Origin of the sequence: Streptomyces virginiae, from assembly GCF_041432505.1 — a bacterium.
Classification (GTDB): Bacteria; Actinomycetota; Actinomycetes; order Streptomycetales; family Streptomycetaceae; genus Streptomyces; species Streptomyces virginiae_A.
Window position 1 is genome coordinate 6,277,501 of sequence record NZ_CP107871.1, and the last position, 23,479, is coordinate 6,300,979.

General features: G+C 68.9%; 13 protein-coding genes, 1 tRNA gene and 2 rRNA genes (1 of these 16 cut by a window edge). 12 read left to right on the forward strand and 4 right to left on the reverse strand.

The window, feature by feature from the left end; genetic code table 11:
- The 4 genes from OG624_RS29320 to OG624_RS29335 form a co-directional block, all read left to right on the forward strand.
- Window positions 1-2,708 (forward strand): 23S ribosomal RNA (locus OG624_RS29320); it begins 415 nt to the left of the window's first position.
- A 78-nt stretch (window positions 2,709-2,786) separates the two neighbouring features.
- Window positions 2,787-2,904, forward strand: a 5S ribosomal RNA gene (gene rrf, locus OG624_RS29325).
- A 5-nt stretch (window positions 2,905-2,909) separates the two neighbouring features.
- Window positions 2,910-2,985: transfer RNA gene (locus OG624_RS29330), tRNA-Thr, on the forward strand.
- Between the two features lie 209 nt (window positions 2,986-3,194).
- Window positions 3,195-3,809 carry an HdeD family acid-resistance protein gene (locus tag OG624_RS29335; protein ID WP_033217356.1) on the forward strand — a complete coding sequence of 205 codons (615 nt, stop codon included), beginning with the start codon at window positions 3,195-3,197 and terminating at the stop codon, window positions 3,807-3,809.
- An 85-nt stretch (window positions 3,810-3,894) separates the two neighbouring features.
- Here the strand turns inward: OG624_RS29335 and OG624_RS29340 are convergent, their stop codons facing one another.
- A complete protein-coding gene (locus OG624_RS29340; protein ID WP_063734033.1) occupies window positions 3,895-6,480 on the reverse strand; it encodes a SpoIIE family protein phosphatase in 2,586 nt (861 codons plus the stop codon).
- A gap of 168 nt (window positions 6,481-6,648) precedes the next feature.
- On the opposite strand from OG624_RS29340, the gene OG624_RS29345 reads away from it, so the two are divergent.
- From OG624_RS29345 to OG624_RS29380, 8 genes are all read left to right on the forward strand, one after another.
- Window positions 6,649-12,183 (forward strand): HAMP domain-containing protein, encoded by a 5,535-nt coding sequence (locus OG624_RS29345; RefSeq protein WP_208869316.1) that lies wholly within the window; start codon window positions 6,649-6,651, stop codon window positions 12,181-12,183.
- 274 nt (window positions 12,184-12,457) lie between these two features.
- A complete protein-coding gene (locus OG624_RS29350) occupies window positions 12,458-13,141 on the forward strand; it encodes a response regulator (protein WP_033217358.1) in 684 nt (227 codons plus the stop codon).
- Window positions 13,142-13,256: 115 nt separating this feature from the next.
- A complete protein-coding gene (locus tag OG624_RS29355; protein ID WP_051763033.1) occupies window positions 13,257-16,064 on the forward strand; it encodes an FtsK/SpoIIIE family DNA translocase in 2,808 nt (935 codons plus the stop codon).
- Window positions 16,065-16,284: 220 nt separating this feature from the next.
- Entirely contained in the window at window positions 16,285-17,181 is an 897-nt protein-coding gene (locus OG624_RS29360) for a helix-turn-helix domain-containing protein (protein ID WP_033217359.1), read from the forward strand.
- 125 nt (window positions 17,182-17,306) lie between these two features.
- Window positions 17,307-18,797, forward strand: coding sequence for a 30S ribosomal protein S12 methylthiotransferase RimO (rimO, locus tag OG624_RS29365; protein ID WP_033217361.1), 1,491 nt, complete (start codon window positions 17,307-17,309; stop codon window positions 18,795-18,797).
- The gene (pgsA, locus tag OG624_RS29370; RefSeq protein ID WP_033217363.1) at window positions 18,794-19,450 is read left to right on the forward strand and encodes a CDP-diacylglycerol--glycerol-3-phosphate 3-phosphatidyltransferase; all 657 of its coding nucleotides are present in this window, start codon (window positions 18,794-18,796) and stop codon (window positions 19,448-19,450) included. Before rimO ends, pgsA begins: the two co-directional genes overlap by 4 nt.
- 53 nt (window positions 19,451-19,503) lie before the next feature.
- Complete coding sequence (locus OG624_RS29375; protein WP_033217813.1) at window positions 19,504-20,013, forward strand: CinA family protein; 510 nt, start codon at window positions 19,504-19,506, stop codon at window positions 20,011-20,013.
- A 109-nt stretch (window positions 20,014-20,122) separates the two neighbouring features.
- Window positions 20,123-20,503 (forward strand): helix-turn-helix domain-containing protein, encoded by a 381-nt coding sequence (locus OG624_RS29380; protein ID WP_033217365.1) that lies wholly within the window; start codon window positions 20,123-20,125, stop codon window positions 20,501-20,503.
- A gap of 366 nt (window positions 20,504-20,869) precedes the next feature.
- Here the strand turns inward: OG624_RS29380 and OG624_RS29385 are convergent, their stop codons facing one another.
- From OG624_RS29385 to OG624_RS29395, 3 genes are all read right to left on the reverse strand, one after another.
- Complete coding sequence (locus tag OG624_RS29385; RefSeq protein WP_033217815.1) at window positions 20,870-21,640, reverse strand: SDR family NAD(P)-dependent oxidoreductase; 771 nt, start codon at window positions 21,638-21,640, stop codon at window positions 20,870-20,872.
- A gap of 63 nt (window positions 21,641-21,703) precedes the next feature.
- A complete protein-coding gene (locus OG624_RS29390) occupies window positions 21,704-22,498 on the reverse strand; it encodes a DNA-formamidopyrimidine glycosylase family protein (RefSeq protein WP_033217367.1) in 795 nt (264 codons plus the stop codon).
- A gap of 178 nt (window positions 22,499-22,676) precedes the next feature.
- Window positions 22,677-23,348: a hypothetical protein gene (locus OG624_RS29395; RefSeq protein ID WP_051763001.1), complete on the reverse strand. Its 672-nt coding sequence runs from the start codon at window positions 23,346-23,348 to the stop codon at window positions 22,677-22,679.
- Window positions 23,349-23,479: the final 131 nt, after the last annotated feature.

Below are 23,479 nucleotides of genomic sequence, written 5' to 3' on the forward strand. Positions count from 1 at the left end.
CCCCCGTAGACGAAACATCAGCGGCTTGCTTAAGAATCTCCCAAGTAGCACGGGGCCCGAGAAATCCCGTGTGAATCTGGCGGGACCACCCGCTAAGCCTAAATATTCCCTGGTGACCGATAGCGGATAGTACCGTGAGGGAATGGTGAAAAGTACCGCGGGAGCGGAGTGAAATAGTACCTGAAACCGTGTGCCTACAAGCCGTGGGAGCGTCGCTGTATGTGCTTGCACATACAGTCGTGACTGCGTGCCTTTTGAAGAATGAGCCTGCGAGTTAGCGGTGTGTAGCGAGGTTAACCCGTGTGGGGAAGCCGTAGCGAAAGCGAGTCCGAACAGGGCGATTGAGTTGCACGCTCTAGACCCGAAGCGGAGTGATCTAGCCATGGGCAGGTTGAAGCGGAGGTAAGACTTCGTGGAGGACCGAACCCACCAGGGTTGAAAACCTGGGGGATGACCTGTGGTTAGGGGTGAAAGGCCAATCAAACTCCGTGATAGCTGGTTCTCCCCGAAATGCATTTAGGTGCAGCGTCGTGTGTTTCTTGCCGGAGGTAGAGCACTGGATAGGCGATGGGCCCTACCGGGTTACTGACCTTAGCCAAACTCCGAATGCCGGTAAGTGAGAGCACGGCAGTGAGACTGTGGGGGATAAGCTCCATGGTCGAGAGGGAAACAGCCCAGAGCATCGACTAAGGCCCCTAAGCGTACGCTAAGTGGGAAAGGATGTGGAGTCGCAGAGACAACCAGGAGGTTGGCTTAGAAGCAGCCACCCTTGAAAGAGTGCGTAATAGCTCACTGGTCAAGTGATTCCGCGCCGACAATGTAGCGGGGCTCAAGCGTACCGCCGAAGTCGTGTCATTGCAGCAATAGGGCCAACGCCCGCTGTGATGGGTAGGGGAGCGTCGTGTGCCGGGTGAAGCAGCAGCGGAAGCTAGTTGTGGACGGTTCACGAGTGAGAATGCAGGCATGAGTAGCGATACACACGTGAGAAACGTGTGCGCCGATTGACTAAGGGTTCCTGGGTCAAGCTGATCTGCCCAGGGTAAGTCGGGACCTAAGGCGAGGCCGACAGGCGTAGTCGATGGACAACCGGTTGATATTCCGGTACCCGCTTTGAAACGCCCAATATCGAATCAGGCGATGCTAAGTCCGTGAAGCCGTTCCGGACCCTTCGGGGAAAGGAAAGTGGTGGAGCCGACGAACCAGACTTGTAGTAGGTAAGCGATGGGGTGACGCAGGAAGGTAGTCCAGCCCGGGCGGTGGTAGTCCCGGGGTAAGGGTGTAGGCCGAGGGGTAGGCAAATCCGTCCCTCATCAAGGCTGAGACCTGATGCCGAGCCGATTGTGGTGAAGTGGATGATCCTATGCTGTCGAGAAAAGCCTCTAGCGAGTTTCATGGCGGCCCGTACCCTAAACCGACTCAGGTGGTCAGGTAGAGAATACCGAGGCGTTCGGGTGAACTATGGTTAAGGAACTCGGCAAAATGCCCCCGTAACTTCGGGAGAAGGGGGGCCATCACTGGTGATCGGACTTGCTCCGTGAGCTGGGGGTGGCCGCAGAGACCAGCGAGAAGCGACTGTTTACTAAAAACACAGGTCCGTGCGAAGCCGTAAGGCGATGTATACGGACTGACGCCTGCCCGGTGCTGGAACGTTAAGGGGACCGGTTAGTGACCTTTCGGGGTTGCGAAGCTGAGAACTTAAGCGCCAGTAAACGGCGGTGGTAACTATAACCATCCTAAGGTAGCGAAATTCCTTGTCGGGTAAGTTCCGACCTGCACGAATGGCGTAACGACTTCTCGACTGTCTCAACCATAGGCCCGGTGAAATTGCACTACGAGTAAAGATGCTCGTTTCGCGCAGCAGGACGGAAAGACCCCGGGACCTTTACTACAGTTTGATATTGGTGTTCGGTTCGGCTTGTGTAGGATAGGTGGGAGACTTTGAAGCAGCCACGCCAGTGGTTGTGGAGTCGCCGTTGAAATACCACTCTGGTCGTGCTGGATGTCTAACCTCGGTCCGTGATCCGGATCAGGGACAGTGTCTGATGGGTAGTTTAACTGGGGCGGTTGCCTCCCAAAGGGTAACGGAGGCGCCCAAAGGTTCCCTCAGCCTGGTTGGCAATCAGGTGTTGAGTGTAAGTGCACAAGGGAGCTTGACTGTGAGACCGACGGGTCGAGCAGGGACGAAAGTCGGGACTAGTGATCCGGCGGTGGCTTGTGGAAGCGCCGTCGCTCAACGGATAAAAGGTACCCCGGGGATAACAGGCTGATCTTCCCCAAGAGTCCATATCGACGGGATGGTTTGGCACCTCGATGTCGGCTCGTCGCATCCTGGGGCTGGAGTCGGTCCCAAGGGTTGGGCTGTTCGCCCATTAAAGCGGTACGCGAGCTGGGTTTAGAACGTCGTGAGACAGTTCGGTCCCTATCCGCTGTGCGCGTAGGAATATTGAGAAGGGCTGTCCCTAGTACGAGAGGACCGGGACGGACGAACCTCTGGTGTGCCAGTTGTCCTGCCAAGGGCATGGCTGGTTGGCTACGTTCGGGAGGGATAACCGCTGAAAGCATCTAAGCGGGAAGCCTGCTTCAAGATGAGTATTCCCACCTCCTTGAGAGGGTAAGGCTCCCAGTAGACGACTGGGTTGATAGGCCAGATGTGGAAGCCCGGTAACGGGTGAAGCTGACTGGTACTAATAGGCCGAGGGCTTGTCCTCAGTTGCTCGCGTCCACTGTGTTAGTTCTGAAATAACGAACAGCTGTGTCAACACCAGCATGTTCAAATTTCATAGTGTTTCGGTGGTCATAGCGTTAGGGAAACGCCCGGTTTACATTCCGAACCCGGAAGCTAAGCCTTTCAGCGCCGATGGTACTGCAGGGGGGACCCTGTGGGAGAGTAGGACGCCGCCGAACAACCCGCCCTTTTAGCTCAGTCGGTAGAGCGTCTCCATGGTAAGGAGAAGGTCAACGGTTCGATTCCGTTAAAGGGCTCCACTTGAAAAGGCCCCCGCCAATTGGCGGGGGCCTTTTTTGTTTTCCGGCACGGACGTGTTGCCGTCCGAACGGCCGGCCGCGGGGCGCTCTCCGAGCCGGAGGGGCGGGCCGTGGCCGAGCTGCCTACCATGGATGTGAAGGGTAGATAAGGTACGTTCCGGCGGCTTCGAGGTGCCCCCACGGGCCGCTCGGTTGGCCCAGGAGGCGTGATGACCGTACCCCCCGACGCAGCGGCACCACAGCACACGCAGAACGATCCCGAGGATGTCCTGAAGCACCTCGGCAGCACGTGGCACTGGGCTCTCGGTTTCGCCCTCGCGACCCTGATCCCCGGCATTCTGGTGCTCGTCTGGCCCGACGAGACGCTGCACATCCTGGCCGTCATCATCGGCCTGCAGCTCCTGGTGGCGGGTGCCTTCCGCTTCGTCACCGCCTTTTCGCACAGCAGGGACGGCGGCAGCAGGCTGGCGGGTGTCCTGATCGCCATGCTCGCCTTCCTGGCGGGCGTCCTGGTCCTGCGTCATCCGATGCAGACGATCGGCGCGCTGTCCTTGATCATCGGGGTGTTCTGGTTGCTGTCCGGAGTGCTCGCGGCGTTCACGGCGATCGCCGATCACACCCTCGTGCACCGCGGCCTGCAGTTCGGCCTGGGAGCTCTCGGTGCCGTCGCCGGCATCGTCGTGCTCTGCTTCCCCGTGGACTCCGCCGTGGCCCTGACGCGGCTTCTGGGACTCTGGCTCGTCCTGCTGGGCGTCTTCGAACTGGTGATGGCCTTCGCCCTGCGCTCCGCCACCCGTCGGATCACACCGGCCCGGCCGGGGTGAACGCCGAGCGGCCACCGACTCGTACGACCCGAAACCTGGGCTCGGCATCCGCCGGGCCCAGGTTTCTCGCCGAGGGACGCGCCGGCTATTCGCCCACGCGCTGTTCCGGGACACGGAAGGCGAGGATCGCCATGTCGTCCGAGGCGGGTTCGGCGGCGAAGCGTTCCACCGCGCGCAGGACGCGGGAGGCGACCGCGCCCGCGGTCAGCCCCGTACAGGTGGTGAGGACCTCGGTGAGGCCGTCGTCGCCCAGCATGCGGGTGCCCTCACGGCGTTCGGTCACGCCGTCGGTGACGCAGAGCAGCACGTCGCCGGGGTCGAGGGTGAGGGTCTGCTCGTAGAGGTCCAGGTCCTCGATCACACCGAGCAGCGGCTGCGGATCCGCGGCCGCGTCGACCTGGCCGTTCGGACGTAGGCGCAGCGGCAGCGGATGGCCCGCGCAGACGACCTTCATCAGGGCGCCGCCGTCGGGCTGGGGGTGGAGCTCGCCGTACAGAAGGGTGAGGAAGCGACTGCGGGCGCCCTCGTCGAGGATGGCCGCGTTGAGGCGCTCGAGGACCGCCGGGCCGCCGAGGCCCTCACGGGCCAGCAGACGCAGGGCGTGCCGGGCGAGGCCGGTGACGGCCGCGGCTTCCGGGCCCGTGCCGCAGACGTCGCCGATGGCGAAGCCGTACGCGCCGTCGCGGATCGGGAAGACGTCGTAGAAGTCGCCGCCGACCTCGTTGCCCTCGCCGGCCGCGCGGTAGATGACCTCGACCTCCATGCCGGGGATCGCGGGGGAGCCGGGCGGCAGCAGGCTGCGCTGGAGGGAGCGGCTGATCGCGGTGCGCTCCGAGTACAGGCGGGCGTTGTCGAGGGCCAGGGCGGCCCGGCGAGAGAGATCCTCGGCCAGCTCGAGGATCTCCTGGCGGAAGTGCTCCTCGCGCGGCTTGCCGAGGGTGAGCATGCCGATCACGCGGTTGCGGGCGAGGAGGGGCAGAACCACCGTCTCCCCACCGACCGCGGTCGTGGCCTCGGCCCACGGACGGGCGCCCGCCTCACGGACCGGCTCGGGCGGACTGACCCGGGAGAGCAGCTCCTTGAGGCCGTCGATGCGCTCCTCGTCCTCGTGGAGGACGTAGGAGAGGTACGGGTCGGAGGACTGGTCGGCGATCGTGTAGACGGCGCACCAGGTGGCGAGGGTCGGGACGGTCATCTGGGCCATCAGGGCCAGGGTCTGGTCCCGGTCGAGGGTGCCGGCCAGCAGGTCGGAGGCCTCGACGAGGAAGGAGAGGGAACCGCGGCGCAGTCGCTCCAGTTCACCGAGGCGGGCGGACTCGACGGCGAGGGCGATGCGGTCGGCGGCGAACTGCAGGTGCAGGGCCTCTTCGTTGGAGTAGCGGCCGGGAGTCTCGGCTGCGACGCCGAGGGAGCCGGTGAGACGGCCCTCCACCTTCAGGGGGACGGTGACCGCGGAGCGCATGCCGGTGGCCTCCAGGAGCGGAACGGCTCCGGGGGAGGCGATGAGGTCGTCGTGGACGGCGGGCATGCGGGCGGAGCCGTAGCGGTTGGTGCCGGCTTCGACGGGGACACGGGCGAAGCGCTGGCGGGTGGAGGGCAGGCCGGTGGTGGCGCGGACCTCCAGCTCGGTCTCGTCGTCGGTGGCGAGCAGCAGGAAGGCGGCATCGGCGTCGAGGAGGTCGCGGGCGCGTTCCACGGTGCGCTGGAGGAGGCCGTCGAGGTCGTCGGGGGCCGGGGAGCCGATGAAGACCTCGAAGGGGTCCGTGGGGCGGGGATCGGTGAAATGGCCGCTGTCGCTCGTGGGCACCCGTACCGGGGTCTGGAGCACGGCCCGCTCGTCGTCGTGGACGAGGAGGCAGACGATGGACGGTTCGCCGTGGGCGTCGCGGACCCGCAGGTGCGAGGCGAAGACGGGGATGACGCGGCCGTCGGCGCCGCGGACGCCGTAGCTGCCCTCCCAGCGGGACAGGCGCAGGGCCTCGGCGATGCCGGTGCCGGTGCCGGGGGTCTGCGGCCAGGCGGCGAGCTCGGCGAGCGGGCGGCCGAGGGCCTTCTCGGCGGGGTGGCCGAAGATGTGCTCGGCGTCCTCGTTCCAGGCGGAGATCGCGTCGTCCGAGTCGATCTGGAGGACGGCGACGCGGACCCGGCTGTCGGCCAAGGGCAGCAGCTGGTCGGGGACCACAGGGCCCGCGGACCGGGTACCGACCGGCCGGTCTGGCAGGTCGAGGCGGAACCACACGTGCTTGTGTGTGGCGGTGTACTCGACGCCCCAGCGGGTGGCGAGGGCGGCGCACAGCATCAGGCCGCGGCCGTTCTCGCGGTCGGGGTCGGCGTAGGGGCGTTCGCCGGGGTGCTGGAGCGGGAGCTCGCGCTCCGGATACCGGTCGGCGACCTCGACGCGTACGCCGCCGTCGGCGCGCAGGCACAGCACCTCGGCCCGGGTGCCGGCGTGGACCACGGCATTGGTGACGAGCTCGCTGGTGAGCACCACCGCGTCGTCGACGATGTCCGCGAAGCCCCAGCCGTGCAGGGTGTCGCGGACGAATCCACGGGCGGCGGCGACCGAGCGCCCGAGGGGATCGAAGCTGGCAGCCGCCCGTGCCGTGATCACTGGTCTCCTTCGACGCGGTTGGACATCGGGTGCCAGGTTACTTACCTTCGCGGTCGGCATGGTGCCGTCGTCAGGGATTCCACCCGCAGGGTACGGCGGGTGTGCGATGGTGCCGAAGTGTTATGGCCGGGTTCGGCCAGGGTGAAACACTGGGCAGGCTTGCAGAGCCGGCTTGTGACGAGTCAGGCGTCCGGTGGAAATGTGGTCGACCCTTTCGGGAGGGACACGGTGGAGTCTGGCGCAGCGGTGCGGCGCACGGGAACGCGGCCGAAAGGCGGTCGTTCACGGCGCAGTGGCACGACGGAGGTCGATACCGCCGCTCTGAACCGGCTGCTCACGGCCCTGGTGTCGATGCGGGACGGGAATTTCCGCAAGCGGCTGACGGTGTCCGGCGAGGGCGTGATGGCGGAGATCGCCGCCGTCTACAACGAGGTCGCCGACCGAAATCTCCACCTGACCGGGGAGCTGTCCCGGGTACGGAGGATGGTGGGCCGCGAGGGAAAGCTGAGCGAACGGCTGGAAACGGGCGCCTGTGAGGGCTCCTGGGCGGCCGCGATCGACGCCTCGAACCAGTTGGTGGACGATCTCGCGCGACCGGTGTCCGAGGTGGGCCGGGTGCTGTCGGCGGTGGCCGAGGGCGATCTGGACCAGCGGATGGATCTGCGGACGCAGGCGGCCGAGGGGGCCGGGCATCCGCTGCGCGGCGAGTTCCTGAAGGTCGGGCGTACGGTCAACAACCTGGTCGACCAGCTGTCGGCGTTCACCGACGAGGTGACGCGGGTGGCGCTGGAGGTGGGTACCGAGGGCAAGCTCGGTGGTCAGGCCCAGGTGCGTGGGATGTCGGGATCCTGGAAGGATCTGACCGACTCCGTCAACACGATGGCGTACCGGCTCACCGCTCAGGTACGTGACATCGCTCTCGTCACGACGGCGGTGGCCAAGGGCGATCTGTCGCGCAAGGTCACGGTGCACGTGGCCGGCGAGATGCTCCAGCTGAAGAACACCGTGAACACGATGGTGGACCAGCTGTCGTCCTTCTCCTCCGAGGTGACCCGCGTCGCCCGCGAGGTGGGTACGGAGGGCGAGCTGGGCGGCCAGGCGAAGGTGCCCGGGGTCGCGGGCGTGTGGAAGGACCTGACCGACTCGGTCAACACCATGGCCGGGAACCTGACGGCCCAGGTGCGCGGGATCGCGCAGGTGACCACGGCGGTCGCGAACGGCGACCTGTCGCAGAAGGTACGGGTGAGCGCGCGCGGCGAGGTGGCGCAGCTGGCCGAAACGATCAACCAGATGACCGAGACGCTACGGACCTTCGCGGACGAGGTCACGCGTGTGGCCAGCGAGGTCGGGGCCAAGGGTCTGCTCGGCGGTCAGGCGCAGGTGCCGGGGGCCGCGGGTACGTGGAAGGACCTCACCGACTCGGTGAACACGGTCTTCCGTAACCTCACCACCCAGGTGCGGGACATCGCGCAGGTGACGACGGCGGTGGCCAACGGTGACCTGTCGCAGAAGGTCACGGTCGACGTGGCCGGCGAGATGCTGGAGCTGAAGAACACCGTCAACACGATGGTGGACCAGCTGTCCTCGTTCGGTGCTGAAGTGACGCGTGTGGCCCGTGAGGTCGGCGTCGAGGGTGAACTGGGCGGCCAGGCGCAGGTGCCGGGGGCGGCCGGGACGTGGAAGGACCTCACGGACTCGGTGAACACCGCCTTCCGCAACCTCACCGGTCAGGTGCGCAACATCGCGCAGGTGACGACGGCGGTGGCCAACGGCGACCTGTCGCAGAAGGTCACGGTGGACGTCTCCGGCGAGATGCTCCAGTTGAAGAACACCGTGAACACGATGGTGGACCAGCTGTCCTCCTTCGCCGACCAGGTCACGCGGATGGCGCGGGACGTGGGTACGGAGGGCCGGCTCGGCGGCCAGGCCCGGGTCGAGGGGGTGTCCGGCACCTGGAAGGAGCTCACCGACTCCGTCAACTTCATGGCCGGGAACCTGACGTCGCAGGTGCGTCAGATCGCCCAGGTGACGACGGCGGTGGCCCGGGGCGACCTGTCCCAGAAGATCGACGTGGACGCCCGGGGCGAGATCCTGGAGCTGAAGAACACCATCAACACGATGGTCGACCAGCTCTCGGCCTTCGCCGAGCAGGTGACCCGGGTGGCCCGGGACGTGGGTACCGAGGGTCGCCTCGGCGGTCAGGCGCAGGTGCCCGGTGTGGCCGGCGTGTGGCGTGACCTGACGGACTCCGTGAACGGCATGGCCGGGAACCTGACCTCGCAGGTGCGCAACATCGCGCAGGTCGCGACGGCGGTGGCCCGCGGTGACCTCTCGCAGAAGATCGACGTGGACGCCCGGGGCGAGATCCTGGAGCTGAAGAACACCCTCAACACGATGGTCGACCAGCTCTCGAACTTCGCGGAGCAGGTGACCCGGGTGGCGCGCGAGGTGGGTACCGAGGGCATCCTCGGCGGCCAGGCGGAGGTGAAGGGGGTCTCCGGTACCTGGAAGGACCTCACCCAGTCCGTCAACTTCATGGCGAACAACCTGACGTCCCAGGTGCGCAACATCGCCGAGGTGACCACGGCCGTGGCCATGGGCGACCTCTCCAAGAAGATCACCGTCGACGCCAAGGGCGAGATCCTCGAACTGGTCACCACCGTCAACACGATGGTGGACCAGCTGTCGTCGTTCGCCGAGCAGGTGACGCGGGTGGCCCGTGAGGTGGGCTCCGAGGGCATCCTCGGCGGCCAGGCCCGGGTGCGCGGCGTGACGGGCATCTGGAAGGACCTGACCGACAACGTCAACCTGATGGCCAACAACCTGACCTCGCAGGTGCGCAACATCTCCCAGGTCTCGGCGGCGGTCGCCAACGGCGACCTGACGAAGAAGGTGACGGTCGAGGCGCGCGGCGAGGTCGCGCAGCTCGCCGACACCGTCAACACGATGGTGAAGACCCTCTCGTCCTTCGCGGACGAGGTGACCCGGGTGGCCCGCGAGGTGGGCACCGAGGGCCGCCTGGGCGGTCAGGCGCACGTCCCGGGCGTCTCGGGGACCTGGAAGGACCTCACCGACTCGGTGAACTTCATGGCCTCCAACCTGACCGGTCAGGTGCGCCAGATCGCCATGGTCACGACCGCCATCGCCAAGGGCGACATGACCAAGAAGATCGACATCGACGCCCGCGGCGAGATCCTGGAGCTCAAGACCACCATCAACACGATGGTCGACCAGCTGTCGTCCTTCGCCGACCAGGTGACCCGGGTGGCCCGCGAGGTGGGTACCGAGGGCATCCTGGGCGGCCAGGCGCGCGTCCGGGACGTCGACGGCACCTGGCGGGACCTGACCGAGTCCGTGAACGAGATGGCCGGGAACCTCACCCGGCAGGTGCGCGCGATCGCGGCCGTGGCCACCGCGGTGACCCGCGGCGACCTCAACCTGAAGATCGACGTGGACGCGGCGGGCGAGATCCAGGTCCTCCAGGACAACATCAACACGATGATCGCGAACCTGCGCGACACCACCTTGGCGAACAAGGAGCAGGACTGGCTCAAGGGCAACCTCGCCCGGATCTCCGCGCTGATGCAGGGCCGTCGGGAGCTCGACGACGTGGCCTCGCTGATCATGAGCGAGCTGACCCCGGTGGTCTCCGCGCAGCACGGTGCCTTCTTCCTGGCGCTGCCGGCCGGCGGTACCACCGAGATCGGGACGGAGGGGGGCGCGGACGGTTCGTACGAGCTGCGGATGCGCGGGAGTTACGCGTACGCGGGCGGTCAGATGCCCATCTCCTTCCGGCCGGGGGAGGGGCTGATCGGGGCGGTCGCCGAGGAGAAGCGGATGATCCTCGTCGAGAACACCCCGCCCGGCTACCTGAAGATCTCCTCGGGTCTCGGCGAGGCGCCGCCGGCGCACGTCATCGTGCTGCCGGTGCTCTTCGAGGGGAAGGTGCTCGGCGTCATCGAGCTGGCCTCCTTCACGCCCTTCACCCAGATCCAGAAGGACTTCCTCAGCCAGATCGCCGAGATGATCGGTACGAGCGTCAACACCATCAGCGTCAACTCCAAGACGGAGATGCTGCTGAAGCAGTCGCAGGAGATGACCGAGCAGCTGCGCGAGCGTTCCGACGAGCTGGAGAACCGGCAGAAGGCCCTGCAGGCCGCCAACGCGGAGCTGGAGGAGAAGGCCGAGCTGCTGGCCCAGCAGAACCGGGACATCGAGGTGAAGAACACCGAGATCGAGGAGGCCCGGCAGGTCCTGGAGGAGCGCGCCGAGCAGCTCGCGGTCTCGATGCGCTACAAGTCCGAGTTCCTGGCGAACATGTCGCACGAGCTGCGGACCCCGCTCAACTCGCTGCTGATCCTGGCCAAGCTGCTCGCCGACAACGCGGAGGGCAACCTCTCGCCGAAGCAGGTGGAGTTCGCCGAGACCATCCACGGCGCGGGTTCGGACCTGCTGCAGCTCATCAACGACATCCTCGACCTGTCGAAGGTCGAGGCCGGGAAGATGGACGTCTCGCCGACCCGGATCGCGCTGGTGCAGCTCGTGGACTACGTCGAGGCGACCTTCCGGCCGCTGACGGCGGAGAAGGGCCTGGACTTCTCGGTACGGGTCTCCCCGGAGCTGCCCGCCACGCTGCACACCGACGAGCAGCGGCTGCTGCAGGTGCTGCGCAACCTGCTGTCGAACGCGGTGAAGTTCACCGACACCGGGGCGGTGGAGCTGGTGATCCGGCCGGCCGGCGCCGATGTGCCCACCGCGATCCGGGAGCAGCTGCTGGAGGCCGGATCGCTGCGGGAGGCGGACGCGGACCTGATCGCCTTCTCGGTCACCGACACCGGGATCGGGATCGCCGCGAGCAAGATGCTGGTGATCTTCGAGGCGTTCAAGCAGGCGGACGGGACGACGAGCCGCAAGTACGGCGGCACCGGGCTGGGGCTGTCCATCAGCCGGGAGATCGCCCGGCTGCTGGGCGGTGAGATCCACGCGGCGAGCGAGCCCGGCCGCGGGTCCACCTTCACGCTGTACCTGCCGCTGCACCCCAGCGAGCTGCCGCCGCAGGGGTACGCGCCGCCGACGCCCGGCGGTGCCCGCGGCGAGCTGTACCGCAGGTCCCTGGACGGGGGCCGGCCCTCGTTGCCGGGAAGTCAGGCGGGTCCGGCGGCCGTGCCGTCGGTGCAGGCGCAGCCGGTGCGTCCGGCGCTGTCGGCGGCCGAGCCGGCCGGGCAGGGGCAGGGCGGCGGGGCCGCGCTGTTCCGGCGGCGGCGCAAGGCGGCGAGCGATCTGGAGCCGCGTACGGCGGTGCCGGGTCAGCCGAACGTCGTGGGGGCCGAGGACGGCTGGGGCAGCGCGGAGGACGAGCTCCCGGTGGTGCCCCGGACGTACGACTTCCACGGCGAGAGGGTGCTCATCGTCGACGACGACGTACGCAACGTCTTCGCGCTCACCAGCGTGCTGGAGCAGCACGGACTGGCCGTGCTGTACGCGGAGAACGGGCGGGAGGGCATCGAAGTCCTGGAGCAGCACGACGATGTGACGGTCGTGCTGATGGACATCATGATGCCCGAGATGGACGGGTACGCGACGACCTCGGCGATCCGGCGGATGCCGCAGTTCGCGGGGCTGCCGATCATCGCGCTGACGGCGAAGGCGATGAAGGGGGACCGGGAGAAGGCGATCGACTCCGGTGCTTCCGACTACGTCACCAAGCCGGTCGATCCCGACTATCTGCTGTCGGTGATGGAGCAGTGGATGCGCGGCAAGTGATCGCCGGGAGGGCGGAAGGACAACGATCGCTGACTCACTGTGCCCGATGCGGTGTGGGAGGGCGGTGAACGGGGAACCTTCTGCTCTCCCACCACGTTTCTGCTTCGTGCACAGTGACATCTTGGTGACAGGGTGTGGCGATCTCGGGACTGGGGCTACGATGACCGGCACAAGGACGGACGGCGCAAGGATGCCGTCCTCTGGGGCGGGGCCCGGCGCACAGGCCGGAGCCCGGAGCCGGGGAGGCCCCATGCCGGGGCGAGGAGGACAGGGCATGGTGCAGAAGGCCAAGATCCTCCTGGTCGACGACCGGCCGGAGAATCTGCTGGCGCTGGAGGCCATCCTCTCCGCGCTCGATCAGACACTGGTCCGGGCGTCGTCGGGGGAGGAAGCGCTCAAAGCGCTGCTGACGGACGATTTCGCGGTCATCCTGCTGGATGTCCAGATGCCGGGAATGGACGGATTCGAAACGGCCGCGCACATCAAGCGGCGGGAACGGACCCGGGACATCCCGATCATCTTCCTCACCGCGATCAATCACGGTCCGCACCACACGTTCCGCGGCTACGCGGCGGGTGCGGTCGACTACATCTCCAAGCCCTTCGACCCGTGGGTGCTGCGGGCCAAGGTCTCGGTCTTCGTGGAGCTGTACACGAAGAACTGCCAACTGCGGGAGCAGGCGGCCCTGCTGCGGCTCCAGCTGGAAGGCGGCAGCTCCGGCGGCGTGGACGCGAGCAAGGAGACGGCCGGACTGCTGGCCGAGCTCTCCGCCCGCCTCGCGGCGGTCGAGGAGCAGGCCGAGGCACTGACCAAGCAGCTCGGCGAGGATTCGGCCGACGCCGGCGTGGTGGCGACCGCGGCGCACCTGGAGCGCAAACTCACCGGACTGCGGCGGGCACTCGACGCGCTGGAGCCGGGGACCGCCGGAGGGGCTCCGGCCCTGCCCGCGCAGAACTGACCGTACGGGGGTCGGTACTGGCGGCGCGTCAAAGCGCCTACGGAGCCGACGACACGAACGGGTGAAGGGGTGGGCACGCGTGTCCACCGGCGTGCGCACCGGTAACCTCGGCCCCATGGCCTCACGTACGTCCGGTAAGGGTTCCCAGAGCACGGCGGGCACCGCGAAGGGCCGCACCGGCCGTACGGCGGCGCCGGCGAAGAAGGCCGCGCCGGCGCGCAGGCCCGCGGCGAAGAAGCCCGCGGCCGCCAAGCGCGCCCCGGCCAAGAAGGCCGTGGCCAAGCCCGCGCCTTCCCCGACCGGGGGCGTGGTGCGGTTGGTGCGCGCGCTCTGGCTCGGCTGCGCGCACGCGGTCGGCGCCGTCTTCCGCGGGATCGGCCAGGGGGCCAAGAACCTCGACCCCGCTCACCGCAAGGACGGCGTGGCCCTGCTGCTGCTCGCCCTCGCGCTGATCGTCGCCGCCGGTACCTGGTCGAACCTGAGCGGTCCCGTCGGGGATCTGGTCACGATGCTGATCACCGGTCTCTTCGGGCGGCTGGATCTGCTCGTCCCGATCCTGCTCGGCGTCATGGCGGTCCGTTTCATCCGCCATCCCGAGCAGACCGATGCCAACGGCCGCATCGGCATCGGGCTGTCGGCCCTCGTCATCGGCGTCCTGGGCCTGGTCCACATCGCCTGCGGGGCGCCCGGCCGGGACGAGGGCACCACCGCGATGCAGAACGCGGGCGGGCTCATCGGCTGGGGCGCCTCCAAGCCGCTGATCTTCACCATGGGCGCGCCGCTGGCCGTGCCCATGCTGGTGCTGCTCACGATCTTCGGCCTGCTCGTGGTCACCGCGACCCCGGTCAACGCGATCCCGCAGCGGCTGCGCAGGCTCGGCATCCGGCTCGGGATCATCGCCCCGAACGAGTACGACGAGGGCTACGGCGAGGACGAGGGCGTCGCCGGCGAGCGGCACGACCCGGAGCGGTGGCGGGCCCGTGGTGCGGTGGGCGAGGGCCCCGGCGACCCGGTGGACGAGGCCGAGGAAGAGGCGTTGGCCCGGCGGCGCAAGCCCCGTAGGAGCCCGGCCCGGCCCGCCATGGATCGGGGGATGGACGCCGTCGACGTGGCCGCGGCGGCCGCCGCCGCGCTGGACGGGGCGGTCTACGGCGGCATGCCGCCGTCCCCGCTCGTCGCCGACCTCACACAGGGGATCACCACCGAGCGGGAGGGCGCGGAGCTCACCACTCCGGTGCCGAGCGCCCGCCCGGAGCGTCCCGTACCGGACCGCACCCCCGAGAGCGCGCCCGGGAGTGCCGCCCGGCCCGCGGCCGAGCCCGCCGCCGGGCCGCCGCACGCCACCACGGCGGCCGCCTCCGGGACCCTGTCGGTGCCCGACCTGACCAAGGCCCCGCCGCAGACCCAGGCGCTGCCGCCGCGCGCCGAACAGCTCCAGCTGCGCGGGGACATCACGTACGCGTTGCCCTCGCTCGACCTGCTGGAGAAGGGCGGGCCCGGCAAGACCCGCAGCGCCGCCAACGACGCGGTGGTCGCCTCCCTGCGCAACGTGTTCACCGAGTTCAAGGTCGACGCGGACGTCACCGGCTTCACCCGGGGACCGACGGTCACCCGCTACGAGGTCACCCTGGGCGCCGCGGTCAAGGTCGAGCGGATCACCGCCCTGACCAAGAACATCGCCTACGCGGTGGCCTCGCCGGACGTCCGGATCATCAGCCCGATCCCGGGCAAGTCCGCGGTCGGCATCGAGATCCCGAACACCGACCGCGAGATGGTCAACCTGGGTGACGTCCTGCGCCTCGCGGACGCGGCCGAGGACGACCACCCGATGCTCGTCGCGCTCGGCAAGGACGTCGAGGGCGGCTACGTGATGGCCAACCTCGCCAAGATGCCGCACGTGCTGGTCGCCGGCGCCACCGGCTCCGGCAAGTCCTCCTGCATCAACTGCCTGATCACCTCCGTCATGGTCCGGGCCACCCCGGAGGACGTCCGGATGGTCCTCGTCGACCCCAAGCGCGTCGAGCTGACGGCGTACGAGGGCATCCCGCACCTGATCACGCCGATCATCACCAACCCCAAGCGGGCCGCCGAGGCGCTCCAGTGGGTGGTGCGCGAGATGGACCTGCGCTACGACGACCTCGCCGCCTTCGGCTACCGGCACATCGACGACTTCAACCAGGCCATCCGGGACGGCAAGATCAAACTGCCGCCGGGCAGCGAGCGGGAGCTCAGCCCCTACCCGTACCTGCTGGTGATCGTCGACGAGCTGGCCGACCTGATGATGGTGGCCCCGCGTGACGTCGAGGACTCCATCGTCCGCATCACCCAGCTGGCCCGAGCGGCCGGCATCCACCTGGTGCTCGCCACCCAGCGGCCCTCGGTGGACGTGGTCACCGGTCTGATCAAGGCGAACGTGCCCTCGCGCCTGGCCTTCGCCACCTCCTCGCTCGCCGACAGCCGGGTCATCCTCGACCAGCCGGGTGCCGAGAAGCTGATCGGCAAGGGCGACGGGCTGTTCCTGCCGATGGGCGCCAACAAGCCGGTCCGTCTCCAGGGTGCCTTCGTCACCGAGGACGAGATCGCCGGCATCGTCCAGCACTGCAAGGACCAGATGGCGCCCGTCTTCCGGGACGACGTCACCGTCGGGCAGAAGCAGAAGAAGGAGATCGACGAGGACATCGGCGACGACCTGGACCTGCTGTGCCAGGCGGCGGAGCTGGTGGTCTCCACGCAGTTCGGGTCCACCTCGATGCTCCAGCGCAAGCTGCGGGTGGGCTTCGCGAAGGCAGGTCGGCTCATGGACCTGATGGAGTCGCGGGGCATCGTCGGCCCGAGCGAGGGCTCGAAGGCGCGCGACGTCCTGCTGAAGGCCGATGACCTGGACGGAGTGCTCGCCGTGATCCGGGGCGAGGCCCATCCGTAATGAAATCGCGGGCAACCGTTTCCCTTGGGCCCGCGTCAAGTTGAAGAGAGGTGGCGGTAGGCGCGCGAGAAGGCTCACAGCGCCGGGCCGCCGCACCCGAGCATGACCTCCCTTCGCCATTCGGATGGCGTAGGGAGTGCACCCTCCGGTTGCTCCACCCTTTCGTCACCCCCCTAGACTGGACTTCCAGCAGGTGGCTACACGCTCGAAAGGCGCCCACGTGTCCATCGGCAACTCCAACTCCCCCGAAGAAGAGCGGCCTTCGACCGACGACCGGTCCGAGGACCGCATCGTCGAGCGTCCCGTCGAAGGACCGTCCATCGGGACGGCCCTCAAGAAGGCCCGGATCGCCGCCGGGCTCACAGTCGACGAGGTCAGTTCCACCACCCGCGTGCGCATCCCGATCGTGCACGCGATCGAAGAGGACGACTTCACGCGGTGCGGCGGCGACGTCTACGCCCGCGGTCACATCCGTACGCTCGCCCGCGCCGTGGGCCTCGATCCGGCACCCCTGGTCGAGAGCTACGACGCGGCCCACGGCGGCCGGCCGGCACCCACGCCCGCCGCGCCGATGTTCGACGCCGAGCGGATCCGCCCCGAGCGGCAGCGGCCCAACTGGACCGCGGCCATGGTCGCCGCCATCGTCGCCGTGATCGGCTTCGTGGGCTTCACCGCCTTCAGCGGTGGCGACGAGAAGGACAAGCGCCCGGTGGCGGAAGGTTCCGCCTCCCCCAAGCCCGCACCCAAGCAGAGCGGCGCCAAGCCGGCCGCACCGCCCCAGCAGACCCCGCAGGCGCCCAAGCCGGAGCCCTCGGACAGTGCGATCGCCGCCGCGCCCAAGGACCTCGTCACCGTGGTCCTGACGGCCGACACGGGCGAGAGCTGGATCTCCGCGAAGGACTCCACCGGCCGGCTGCTCTTCGACGGCACCCTCACGCAGGGTGAGTCCAAGACCTTCACGGACAAGGAGTCCGTCGACCTCGTGCTCGGCGACGCCGGGGCCGTGAAGCTCTTCGTGAACGGCAAGGAGATCAAGGACGACTTCCAGCCGGGTCAGGTGGAGCGTCTGAAATACACGAAGGCCGACCCTCTCCAGGACCAGCCCCAGGCGGGCTGACACGGGACCGCCCTAGGGCGGAAGGCTTGATCCGGATCCCCGGGGTGCTGCGCCGCACCCCGGGGATCTTGCCGTACGGGGACTTGCGGCAGGGGCCGACGCCGGGACGAAGTAGTCTTGAGTCCATGCCCGAACGCCGTACCGTCGCCCTTGTCACTCTTGGCTGCGCCCGTAACGAGGTGGACTCGGAGGAGCTCGCAGGCCGCTTGGCGGCGGATGGCTGGGAGCTCGTCGAGGACGCCGCCGATGCGGACGTAGCCGTCGTCAACACCTGCGGCTTCGTCGAAGCCGCCAAGAAGGACTCCGTAGACGCCCTGCTGGAAGCCAACGATCTCAAGGATCACGGCAAGACCCAGGCCGTCGTCGCCGTCGGCTGTATGGCCGAGCGCTACGGCAAGGAACTCGCCGAAGCGCTCCCCGAGGCCGACGGAGTCCTCGGTTTCGACGACTACGCCGACATCTCCGACCGCCTCCAGACCATCCTCAACGGGGGCATCCACGCCTCCCACACCCCGCGCGACCGCCGCAAGCTGCTGCCGATCAGCCCGGCCGAGCGCCAGGCCGCCGAGGTCTCCCTCCCGGGCCACGCCCAGGAGCCGGTCGCCGAGGCCCCCGCCGACCTGCCGGACGGGCTCGCGCCCGCCTCGGGTCCGCGCGCGCCTCTGCGTCGCCGCCTCGACAAGAGCCCCGTCGCCTCGGTCAAGCTGGCCTCCGGCTGCGACCGGCGCTGCTCCTTCTGCGCCATCCCGTCCTTCCGCGGCTCCTTCATCTCCCGCCGCCCCAGCGACGTGCTGGGCGAGACCCGCTGGCTCGCCGAGCAGGGCGTCAAGGAGGTCATGCTGGTCTCCGAGAACAACACCTCGTACGGCAAGGACCTCGGCGACATCCGGCTGCTGGAGACCCTGCTGCCCGAGCTGGCCGAGGTGGACGGCATCGAGCGCGTCCGCGTCAGCTACCTGCAGCCCGCCGAGATGCGACCCGGCCTGATCGACGTACTCACCTCGACCCCCAAGGTCGTGCCGTACTTCGACCTGTCCTTCCAGCACTCGGCCCCCGACGTGCTGCGCTCCATGCGCCGCTTCGGTGACACCGACCGCTTCCTGGAGCTGCTGGACACCATCCGCTCCAAGGCCCCGACGGCCGGCGTCCGCTCCAACTTCATCGTCGGCTTCCCCGGCGAGAAGGAATCGGACTTCGCCGAGCTGGAGCGTTTCCTCACCCACGCGCGCCTCGACGCCATCGGCGTCTTCGGCTACTCGGACGAGGACGGCACCGAGGCCGTCACCTACGAGAACAAGCTGGACGAGGACACCATCGCCGAGCGCCTGGCCCACATGCAGCGGCTCGCCGAGGAGCTCACCTCGCAGCGCGCCGAGGAGCGCATCGGGGAAACTCTCGAAGTGCTCGTCGAGACCGTGGAGGCCGTCGACGAGGACGGCGAGGGCGCCTACGGCCGCGCTGCCCACCAGGCACCCGAAACGGACGGCCAGGTGGTCTTCACGGACAGCACGGGTCTGGTCCCGGGGCGTATCGTCACGGCAAAGGTGGTCGGCACCCTGGGTGTGGACCTGGTGGCCGAGCCGCTCGGCATGGATCTTGAGGAGGCGGCCGGATGACCGGAGTCCCGGCATCTGCGGCGGGCGAGGCCGGCCGCCGGCCCGTACCCGGCGCGAAGCTGGGGGCCGCGGCGGTCAATCAGGCCAGCCTGTGGAACATCGCCAACATCCTGACGATGATCCGGCTCGTACTCGTGCCGGGCTTCGTCCTGCTGCTGCTCGCCGACGGCGGCTACGACCCGGCCTGGCGCGCCTGGGCCTGGGCCGCGTTCGCCGTCGCCATGATCACGGACATCTTCGACGGGCACCTGGCCCGGACGTACAACCTGGTCACGGACTTCGGCAAGATCGCCGACCCCATCGCCGACAAGGCGATCATGGGGTCGGCGCTGATCTGTCTCTCCTGGCTCGGTGACCTCCCCTGGTGGGTGACCGGGGTGATCCTCGGACGGGAGCTCGCGATCACGCTGCTCCGGTTCTGGGTCATCCGCTACGGAGTGATTCCGGCCAGCCGGGGCGGAAAGATGAAGACCCTCGCCCAGGGCACGGCCGTGGGCATGTACGTCCTCGCACTGACCGGGGCGCTGGCGACCATGCGCTTCTGGGTGATGGCGATCGCCGTCGTGCTGACCGTCGTCACCGGTTTGGACTACATCCGTCAGGCGGTCGTGCTGCGCCGCCAGGGTCTCGCCGCGGAGCGGGCCGCGAAGTGACCCACGCCGCGGGGGATTTTCCGGCGGCACACGCCGCGCCGGGAGCGGTGGACGTGACCGACGTGGCTGCGGATGCGCTGCGCCTGCTTGCGGAGAGTGACCAGACCCTCGCGGTGGCGGAATCGCTGACCGGCGGCATGGTCGCCGCCGAGCTCACGGCCGTCCCCGGAGCCTCCCGATCCTTCCGCGGCTCGGTCACGGCCTACGCGACGGAGATCAAACACCTGGTCCTCGGGGTGGACGCGGAACTGCTCCAGGCCGAAGGTGCGGTGAACGCGCAGGTCGCGGCGGAGATGGCAGCCGGCGTACGGCGCGTGATGGGCGCTTCGTGGGGGATCTCGACGACCGGAGTGGCCGGTCCGGAGCCGCAGGACGGGCAGCCGGTGGGCACCGTTTTCGTCGCGGTGGACGGTCCGACAAGCAGGAAAACGGTCCGTCTGAGGTTGAAAGGCTCCCGGGCGGAAATCCGTAGGGAGAGTGCACGCACAGTGCTCAGGCTTCTCTCGGACCAACTCCGCGAGAATGCGCGGGGGCAGGATACGGAACAGAACGGGGGGATTTGATGTTTGCAGCCCTGAGTGAACACGACATCGCTCCCCGCACGGCCGCGGCGCGAGGCGGTACGGTGGGGCGTGAAGGATGCGGCTACACGGTCAGAGGAGGGAGCCACCGATGATTCTGCTCCGTCGCCTGCTGGGTGACGTGCTGCGTCGGCAGCGCCAGCGCCAGGGCCGTACTCTGCGCGAAGTCTCCTCGTCGGCCCGAGTTTCGCTCGGCTATCTCTCCGAGGTGGAGCGGGGGCAGAAGGAGGCATCCTCCGAGCTGCTCTCCGCGATCTGCGACGCGTTGGACGTACGGATGTCCGAGCTGATGCGCGAAGTCAGTGACGAACTGTCGCTGGCCGAGCTGGCACAGTCGGCCGCGGCAAGCGAACCGGTCACTGTGCCGGTCCGCCCGATGCTCAATTCGGTCTCCATGGCTTCGGTCACGGGTGGACCGGAGCGGGTGACCATCAAGGCGCCTGCGGAAGCGGTGAATGTCGTAGCCGCGTGAGTGAGCACGTGCGTGTTTGAGCGTGGCCGGAGCCCCGGCCGGTGCCTGGTGCACCGGTCGGGGCTCCCGGCCGTTCTGGGTGCGGGGGCGCGGAGGGTGCGGGAGGATGGGGCCGTCCGGGTTCCGGCCCCTGGGAGGCAGTCGTGCGGCGGTTGCTGCGCATACCCGCGGTGTCGGTCCTCGCCTTGACGGTGGGGGCGCTGTGGTGGTGGGCCGTGCTGCGACTCCTGCTGGCGCCCGCCGAGTCCGGGGCCGTGGAGGGCGCCGTGGCGGTGGGCGGCTGGGGTCTGGGACTGCTGCCGGTGCACTGTGTGCCGGGCCCGGTGCGCACGGCGCGGCGCTCGGCGCTACGGGCGGTCGAGGGGGCTACCAGGGCATGGACACCCCACCGTTCGGGCGAAGGATCTGACCCGTCATGAAGGACGAGGCGTCCGAGGCCAGGTAGAGCACCGCCCGGGCGATGTCCTCGGGCTCGCCGACCCGGCGCAGCGGGGACATGCGGACCATCGCCGCCTCGGTCCGTTCCTGGACCTCGGGGCTGTGGCGGCCGGTCATGGGGGTGCGGATCCAGCCCGGGGCGACGACGTTGACCCGTATGCCGTGCGGGCCGGCCTCGGTGGCGAGGGTCCTGGTCAGCTGGACGACGGCGGCCTTGGCGGCGCTGTAGCAGAGCAGACCCGGCTGGGCGGCGTCCACGGCCCCGGAAGCCATGGTGACGATGGAGCCCGGCCGACCCGCCGCGATCATGGAGCGCGCGGCCTCCTGGCAGGTGCGCAGGACCCCCTTGAAATTGATGTCCAGGATCCGGTCGAGATCCTCGTCGGTCGTCTCCAGGACGCTGCTCGTGTGCATGACCCCGGCGATGGCGGCCGCGATGTCGAGCGGGCCCGCCGCGGTGACGGCCGCCCGGACCGCGGCCCGGTCGGTGACGTCGAGAGGGTGGACGGTGGCGGCCCCGCCGGCCTTGGTGACGAGGGCTGCCGTCTCGGCGAGGCCCTGCTCGTCGCGGTCCGCGCAGTGCACGTGCGCGCCCGCCTCGGCGAGCAGGGCGGCGGTGGCGCGGCCGATGCCGCTCGCGGCGCCGGTGATCAGGGCGGTGCGGCCGACGAGGCCGTACGGGTCTGTGGGTGTGGGCATGCCGGGACCGTACGACCGCATCTGACGGACCGTCAATCGGTGTGCGCTGCCGCTTCCCGTGCGCTACGGGGTCGGGCCCCGCTGGCAGCGGGGGCACCAGTAGGTGGGGCGGCCGTCCTGGGGGGCCTCGCGGACGGGGGTACCGCAGCGCAGGCAGGGCCGGTGCGCGCGGCCGTACACGAAGAGGTCCTGGCCGGGGCGACGGCTGCCGGTGGTGTTGCGGTGCCCGGACCGGTCGCCGATGTTCGCGGACAGCAGCCGGTGGGCGGCGGCGGCCAGCCGGGGGAGGGTCGACTCGGGGAGCGCGCCGACCGGGGTCCACGGTGTGACCTGGGCCAGGAAGCAGAGCTCGGCCTTGTAGATGTTGCCGATCCCGGCGAGGTTGCGCTGATCGAGGAGGGCCTCGCCGAGGGCCCGCTCGGGGGCGGCGACGAGGTTCGCGGCGGCGAGGTCCGGATCCCAGTCCGGGCCGAGGAGGTCGGGGCCCAGGTGACCCACGACGCGGTCCTCCTCGGCGGTGCGGATCAACTCCAGGACGGGGAGGCGATAGCCGACGGCGGTGTGGTCGGCCGTGCCGAGGACGGCCCGGATCTCGTGGGCCGGGCCGCCGCGCCACTTCTCGCCGGAGGCGAAGACGTGCCAGGCGCCGTCCATCCGGAGGTGGCTGTGCAGGGTGAGGCCGCCCTCGAAGCGCGTGAGGAGGTGTTTGCCGCGAGGGGTGACGTCGAGGGTGACGCGGCCGGTGAGGTCGGCGGTGGCGAAGCGGGGGACCCGCAGGTCGCTGCGGGTGAGCACGCGGCCGGCGAGGACGGTGTGGAGCCGGGTCGCCGCGCGCCGGATGCTGTCGCCTTCGGGCATGGCTTCATTGTGCCGGTCCCCGCGGGGGCCGGGAGGGACCCGGTACGGCGCGCACGCGGCCCCCGGCAAGGGCCTACGGCGGCCCGCACCGGGGGGAGGTGACGCCGGTGGGCCGCCGAGGAGCCGGGGCGGCGGTCGAGGGCCCTGGGGAAGCTCCCGCAGGGCCCGCGCACGGTGCTTACTTCCAGGTGATGGCCTCGCTCCTGTTCGCCGCGTTGTACGGGTTGCCCCCGTACGCGGCCCCGGCCACCTTCGTCTGCGCCGACGGAGCGAGGGCTATCGCGCACGTGGTCTGGGTCTGACCGTTGGTGAAGCCCTTCGGCATGGACTCGCCCTTGCACTTCTCGAACCTGCCGATGACCGCCAGGCTCTGGGCCGGGGTGCCGTCGCCGAGCAGACCGCTGACGTGGCCGACCGAGGCGTACGTCATGTCCGTGGTGCCGATGTTCTTGACCGTGTAGCGGATGTAGTACGGGACCTTGCCGTTCGCCTTGTCCCCGAGGCCCAGCCCCTCCAGATCGGCGGGCGTGCCCTGCTCGATCGTGGTGACGGTGAGGGCGATCCGGCTGCCCTTGAAGTCCCCGTAGTCGTACGGGACCTCCGCGGCCTCGCCGATCTTGAAGACCTGCCCGGGCTTCGCCGTGCCCGGGGCGCCGGCGGGGGCCGCGCCGGCGTCGGTGGACGGGCCGGTCGGGGCGGCGGAGGCGGCCGGGGCGCTGCCCGGGGCCGACGAGGCCGGCTGCGCCGTCGCCCCGTCGTCGCCGTTCTCGCAGCCGGTCAGGGCCAGGCTGCCGACGACCGCCAGGCCGACGGCGGCGATGGCGGTCTTGCGCATGCTGATGGTGCTCACTGTTCTGATCCCCCATGACTGTGCATTGCCAGTGCAACGCCTGTGATCATCTTGATAAAGGATCAATAAGCGGATTGGCCAGCCGAGAGGGGCCCGACAGTGATTCTGTGACATGTTCAGGACGTGAGCGG

What these genes read in the sequence shown, in the direction of transcription:
- pgsA (WP_033217363.1), top strand. Translation starts at nt 18,794, where the DNA reads ATGACCGGAGTCCCGGCATCTGCGGCGGGCGAGGCCGGCCGCCGGCCC.
- OG624_RS29335 (WP_033217356.1), top strand. Translation starts at nt 3,195, where the DNA reads ATGACCGTACCCCCCGACGCAGCGGCACCACAGCACACGCAGAACGAT.
- OG624_RS29390 (WP_033217367.1), bottom strand. Translation starts at nt 22,498, where the DNA reads ATGCCCGAAGGCGACAGCATCCGGCGCGCGGCGACCCGGCTCCACACC.
- OG624_RS29380 (WP_033217365.1), top strand. Translation starts at nt 20,123, where the DNA reads ATGATTCTGCTCCGTCGCCTGCTGGGTGACGTGCTGCGTCGGCAGCGC.
- OG624_RS29385 (WP_033217815.1), bottom strand. Translation starts at nt 21,640, where the DNA reads ATGCCCACACCCACAGACCCGTACGGCCTCGTCGGCCGCACCGCCCTG.
- OG624_RS29355 (WP_051763033.1), top strand. Translation starts at nt 13,257, where the DNA reads ATGGCCTCACGTACGTCCGGTAAGGGTTCCCAGAGCACGGCGGGCACC.
- OG624_RS29340 (WP_063734033.1), bottom strand. Translation starts at nt 6,480, where the DNA reads ATGCCGACCGCGAAGGTAAGTAACCTGGCACCCGATGTCCAACCGCGT.
- OG624_RS29350 (WP_033217358.1), top strand. Translation starts at nt 12,458, where the DNA reads ATGGTGCAGAAGGCCAAGATCCTCCTGGTCGACGACCGGCCGGAGAAT.
- rimO (WP_033217361.1), top strand. Translation starts at nt 17,307, where the DNA reads ATGCCCGAACGCCGTACCGTCGCCCTTGTCACTCTTGGCTGCGCCCGT.